The following is a 5,251-nucleotide window of genomic DNA, read 5'->3' on the forward strand; positions in this document are numbered from 1 at the left end:
GGCCACCTCGTAGTGAACCGCGCCGCAAAAGCATTTTCCGGTGAGCTTGCTCGGCACTCTCTCCTCCATTGCTGTGGTGCGCAGGGGTATGTTCAGATGAGGCCAGGCCGGCCTCACCTGAATATGGGCATATCCTAGTCCAGGTCCGCCACGGCTTCGCCGGCACCGCCTTCGATGCGCTGCGACAACGAGGCTTCCATGAAATCGTCGAGGTCGCCATCGAGCACGCTCGACGGGCTGGTGCTCTCGACGCCGGTGCGGAGATCCTTCACCAACTGATAGGGCTGCAGCACATAGGAGCGGATCTGGTGGCCCCAGCCGATATCGCTCTTCGATGCTTCGGTGGCGTTTGCAACCGCCTCGCGCTTCTTCAGCTCTTCCTCGTAAAGGCGCGAGCGCAGCATCTCCCAGGCCTTGGCCTTGTTCTTGTGCTGCGAACGTTCGGCCTGGCAGGCGACCGCGATGCCAGTGGCCAGATGCGTGATGCGCACCGCCGAATCGGTGGTGTTGACGTGCTGGCCGCCCGAGCCGGACGAGCGATAAGTATCGATGCGGACGTCGGATTCGGAGACGTCGATCTCGATCGTGTCGTCGATGACCGGATAGACCCAGACGCTGGCGAAGGACGTATGCCGGCGCGCATTGCTGTCATAGGGCGAAATACGCACCAGGCGATGAACGCCCGATTCCGTCTTCATCCAGCCATAGGCGTTGTGGCCTTTGATCATCAACGTGGCGGACTTGATGCCGGCCTCTTCGCCGTCATGCATTTCCAGCACTTCGACTTTGAAACGGCGCCGCTCGGCCCAGCGCGTGTACATGCGCAGCAGCATCGAGGCCCAGTCCTGGCTTTCGGTGCCGCCGGCACCGGCATGGATTTCGAGATAGGTGTCGTTGGAGTCTGCTTCACCCGACAGCAGCGTCTCGACCTGGCGGGCCTTCGCTTCGCCTTGCATCGAGCGGATCGCGGCTTCCGCCTCGGCGATCACGCCCTCATCGCGCTCTTCCTCGCCGAGTTCGATCAGGCCGATATTGTCTTCCAGCGCCTGCGTCAGACCTTTCACCGAGGCGATGCCTTCTTCGAGGCTCTGGCGTTCGCGCATCAGCTTCTGCGCTTCCAGCGGCTCGTTCCAGAGGCTGGCGTCCTCGGCGCGCACATTGAGGTATTCAAGCCGCTTTATGGCTTGATCCCAGTCAAAGATGCCTCCTCAGCAGGGTTATCGCCTGCCTGATCTCGTCGACAATATTCTGCGTTTCCGCGCGCATGGCTGGCTGTTCTGTCCTGTTTGCTGAAATCGGTCGGCGCGATACATAGGCACGCCGCCGCCGGCTGTAAAGCAAAATGGGCCGGCCCAAGGCCAGCCCATCCGCCCCTGAAAATCGTCAGTAGAGGCCGCCGCCGCCGGACTGGATAGCCTGATTGGCTTGCGGCGACAGCGCGCCACCGGTGGCATTTGAGCCGTCGGCGCCCATGCCGATCACCCAATAGCTGTCGGCGGGACCGGTGCCCGGCTTGAAGGCTTCGATGATGGTGCCGGGATCGCCCGATGCGGCACGCATGCCGGTCTTGCGATTGATGGCGACCAGGTTCATGCCTTCCGGCACCTTGAAGTCGACATTGGGCGTGCCGTCCAGCGCCACTCGCATGAAGTCCTTGAAGATCGGGGCTGCGAGACCGCCACCGGTGGCGCCATGGCCGAGGCCGCGCGGCGTGTCATAGCCCATGTAGAGGCCGACGACGAGGTTGGGCGTGTAACCGATGAACCAGGCGTCCTTTTCATCGTTGGTCGTTCCGGTCTTGCCGGCGATGTGACGGCCGAGTTCGCCGATGGTGGCGCCGGTGCCGCGCTGCACGACGCCTTCCATCATCGAGGTGATCTGGTAGGCGGTCATCGGGTCGAGCACCTGCTCGGAATTGTCGACCAGCTCCGGCTCCGGCTGGTTCTGCCATTCCTGCGCATTGCAACCCTGGCAGCCACGTTCGTCCTGCTTGAACACCGTCTTGCCGTAGCGGTCCTGGATGCGGTCGATGAGCGACGGTTTGATCGACTTGCCGCCATTGGCCATGATCGAATAGGCCGACACCATGCGCATCACGGTGGTTTCGCCGGAACCCAGCGCCATTGGCAGATAGGGTGCCAGATGGTCGTAGACACCGAAGCGCTCGGCATATTCGACCACCAGCTTCATCCCCATGTCATTGGCAAGCCGCACCGTCATCAGGTTGCGCGACTTCTCGATGCCGGAGCGCAGGGTCGCCGGACCGGCGACGGTGCCGTCATAGTTCTTCGGCGTCCAGCTCGTGTTGCCGCTCTGGATCGTGATCGGCCCGTCCATGATGACCGAGGCCGGCGTATAGCCATTGTCGAGCGCTGCCGAATAGACGATCGGCTTGAACGAGGAGCCCGGCTGGCGCATGGCTTGCGTGGCGCGGTTGAATTCGGACTGCGCATAGGAGAAGCCGCCGACCATGGCCAGCACGCGGCCGGTGTGCGGGTCCATGGCGATCAGGCCGCCTTCCACTTCGGGCACCTGGCGCAGGCTGTAGGTGCCCTCGGCACCATCGTTTTTCTGCACGAAGATGACGTCGCCCGGCTTCAGCACCTCCGCCGGCGACTTGGCCTTGACGGTCTTGCCGGCGACCACATGGCGCATGGCAAAACCCATGTCCTCCTTGCTGATAGTGCCTTCGACGCGCTCCTTGACGATCTCGCCCGACGCCTGCCGTGCGGGCTGCAGGCCGATCGACAGGCCGGTCGCCGAACTGTCGAGCACGACGGCGAGCGACCATTCGGGAACATCCTCCAGTCCCTTGACGGCGCCAAGCGGCACGCCCCAGTCGCCCGAGACATCGATCGATGTCACCGGCCCGCGATAGCCGCGCAGCGTGTCGTATTTCATCAACCCGTTCTGCATCGATTTGCGGGCAATGAGCTGGATCTTCGGATCGAGCGTGGTGCGGACGGAGAGGCCGCCTTCGTAGAGCGCATTCTCGCCGTAGCGGGCGATGATCTGGCGGCGCACCTCTTCGGTGAAGTACTCGCCGGCGAACAGATAGGTGCCGCTGCGCCGCGGCGTCACGCCCAGCGGCTCGGCCTTGGCCTTGTTGCCTTCCTCACGCGTGACATAGCCGTTCTCGACCATCTGATCGATGACCCAGTTGCGGCGCTCGATCGCGCGATCGGCATGCTTGAAAGGGTGATAGTTGTTCGGCCCCTTGGGCAGGGAGGCCAGGTAGGCGGCCTCGGCCACGGACAGTTCGTTGACCGATTTGTCGAAATAGGTCAGCGCCGCGCCGGCGACGCCATAGGCGCCGAAGCCGAAGAAGATTTCGTTGAGGTAGAGCTCGAGAATGCGATCCTTGGGATAGGCCTGCTCGATGCGGAAGGCGAGGATCATCTCCTTGATCTTGCGCTCGTAGGTCTGGTCCGAGGACAACAGGAAGTTCTTCGCCACCTGCTGGGTGATCGTCGAGGCGCCGACCTGGCGCCGGCCCGAGCCGAAATTCTGCAGGTTGACGATGATGGCGCGGCCGAGGCCGGTCACATCGATGCCCGGGTGATTGTAAAAATTCTTGTCTTCCGCCGACAGGAAGGCCGCCTTGACGCGGTCCGGAATGGCCTGGATCGGCAGATACAGGCGCCGTTCGCGCGCATATTCGGCCATCAGCGCGCCGTCGGACGCATGGATGCGGGTGGTCACCGGCGGCTCGTATTTGGCCAGTACCTCGTAGTCGGGCAGATCCTTCGACAAATGGCCGATGTAGATCGCAACGCCCGCCGCGACCAGAAGGGCCAGCGTCGTGCCGATGCCGAAAAAATAGCCAATGAGACGAATCATACCCGCTCCAGTCCTTGGTTCGGGAATTTCCTAAACGAAGCCGCCTTTCACGCAAGCTTTCGAGCCGGTCCCAATCCGTAATCGAAAACCCTTGTCGCCGCCATGTGGACAAAATACGGCAATGCCTGATTTCACGGCTGCTGGCCGGAAATAAAAGCACTGGGTGTTGTCGTCGCGCAACGCCGCCTCTGGTTGCAGGCGTCGCCGGTCATGTCAACCTCCGGTTCCCGATCCGGCCTTGGCCGACGCGAACAGCGCGACGGCGTTGGTTATGCTCTGGGCCGCCTTGCCGCGCCAGTCGGCGTTGAGCAACTGCGCCTCGTCCTTGGCGTTCGAGAGATAACCGAGTTCGACCAGCACCGACGGCACATCGGGTGCCTTGAGCACCTTGAAACCCGCGGAGCGCTGCGGATTGTTGATAAGACCGACGCTGGTCGACAACTGGCCAACCAGCGTGTGGGCGAAACTCATCGAGAAGTTGTGTGTTTCGCGGCGGATCAGGTCGATCAGGATGTCGGTGACTTCCTTGTTGTCGTTCTTGATTTCCATGCCGGCGAACTGGTCGGAGAGGTTCTCACGGTCGGCAAGCGCCTGCGCCTCGGGGTCCGAAGCCTTGTCGGAGACGGTATAGACGGTGGCGCCGCGAATGCCCTTGACGCTGATCGTGTCGGCATGGATCGAAATAAGCAGGTCGGCCTCATGCTGACGGGCAATGCGCACGCGGTCGTCCAGACGCAGGAATTCGTCTGTGTCGCGCGTCATGAACACATCATAATTGCCGACGGCCGCGAGTTTGTCGCGCAGCTCCGTGGCGAAGGCCAGCGTGACGTTTTTTTCGATGGTGCCGTTCAGGCCCTCGGCACCGCCGTCGATGCCGCCATGGCCGGGGTCGATGACGACGGTGAACCGATGGCCCGGATTGGAGACCGGCCCGGTGCCGACCCGCCCTCCCTTGTCGGTCGAAACGGTCGATCCGGTGGTCAGCGCCTGATTGGCAAGTGCGGCATCGAACTCGCGTTCGGATGCCGCCGACATGTCGATGGCAATGCGGTAGCCGGTTCCGTCCTCGTTCTTGAGCACGTCGAGCTTGTCGACGGCAAAGGGTCCCTTGCCGGTGAGGATCAGACGCGAAACGCCCTCGCCGAGTTCGCCCAGGCGCACGCCCTTGACCAGGCCCCGCGCCTTCAAATCCTTGGCATCCACGGCGAATCTCGTATTCGCGAGATCGATGACAAGACGGTTGGGACCACGCAGCAGGAACCATTTGATATCGGGTTCGCGGTCGAAATCCATGACGATGCGCATCTTGGTGGCATCGCCGGCCATCTTGTAGCCTTTTGCCACGAGCGGAGCGTCGGCGGCACTGGCATTTGAGGACAAGACGGATGAGGCCGCCAGCAGCAGCAAGAGG

At 62.5% G+C, this 5,251-nt stretch carries 3 protein-coding genes; all 3 read right to left on the reverse strand.

What is annotated here, in order from left to right:
* Positions 1 to 134 precede the first annotated feature (134 nt).
* The 3 genes from prfB to EN969_RS15660 all read right to left on the reverse strand — a co-directional run bounded on the left by prfB (position 135) and on the right by EN969_RS15660 (position 5,220).
* Positions 135 to 1,266, reverse strand: a protein-coding gene (prfB, locus tag EN969_RS15650; protein ID WP_013531367.1) for a peptide chain release factor 2 whose coding sequence is annotated in 2 segments (ribosomal slippage) — positions 135 to 1,199 and positions 1,201 to 1,266 — 1,131 coding nt in all. Because the reading frame shifts where the segments join, the coding sequence is not laid out codon by codon here.
* 117 nt (positions 1,267 to 1,383) lie between these two features.
* Positions 1,384 to 3,840: a penicillin-binding protein 1A gene (locus tag EN969_RS15655; RefSeq protein WP_013531366.1), complete on the reverse strand. Its 2,457-nt coding sequence runs from the start codon at positions 3,838 to 3,840 to the stop codon at positions 1,384 to 1,386.
* A gap of 213 nt (positions 3,841 to 4,053) precedes the next feature.
* Positions 4,054 to 5,220, reverse strand: a complete 1,167-nt coding sequence (locus EN969_RS15660) for an N-acetylmuramoyl-L-alanine amidase (RefSeq protein WP_245467447.1) — start codon at positions 5,218 to 5,220, stop codon at positions 4,054 to 4,056.
* Between the last annotated feature and the right edge of the window lie 31 nt (positions 5,221 to 5,251).

Source organism: Mesorhizobium sp. M7A.F.Ca.CA.003.01.2.1 (genome assembly GCF_003998945.1).
Lineage (GTDB): Bacteria > Pseudomonadota > Alphaproteobacteria > Rhizobiales > Rhizobiaceae > Mesorhizobium > Mesorhizobium ciceri.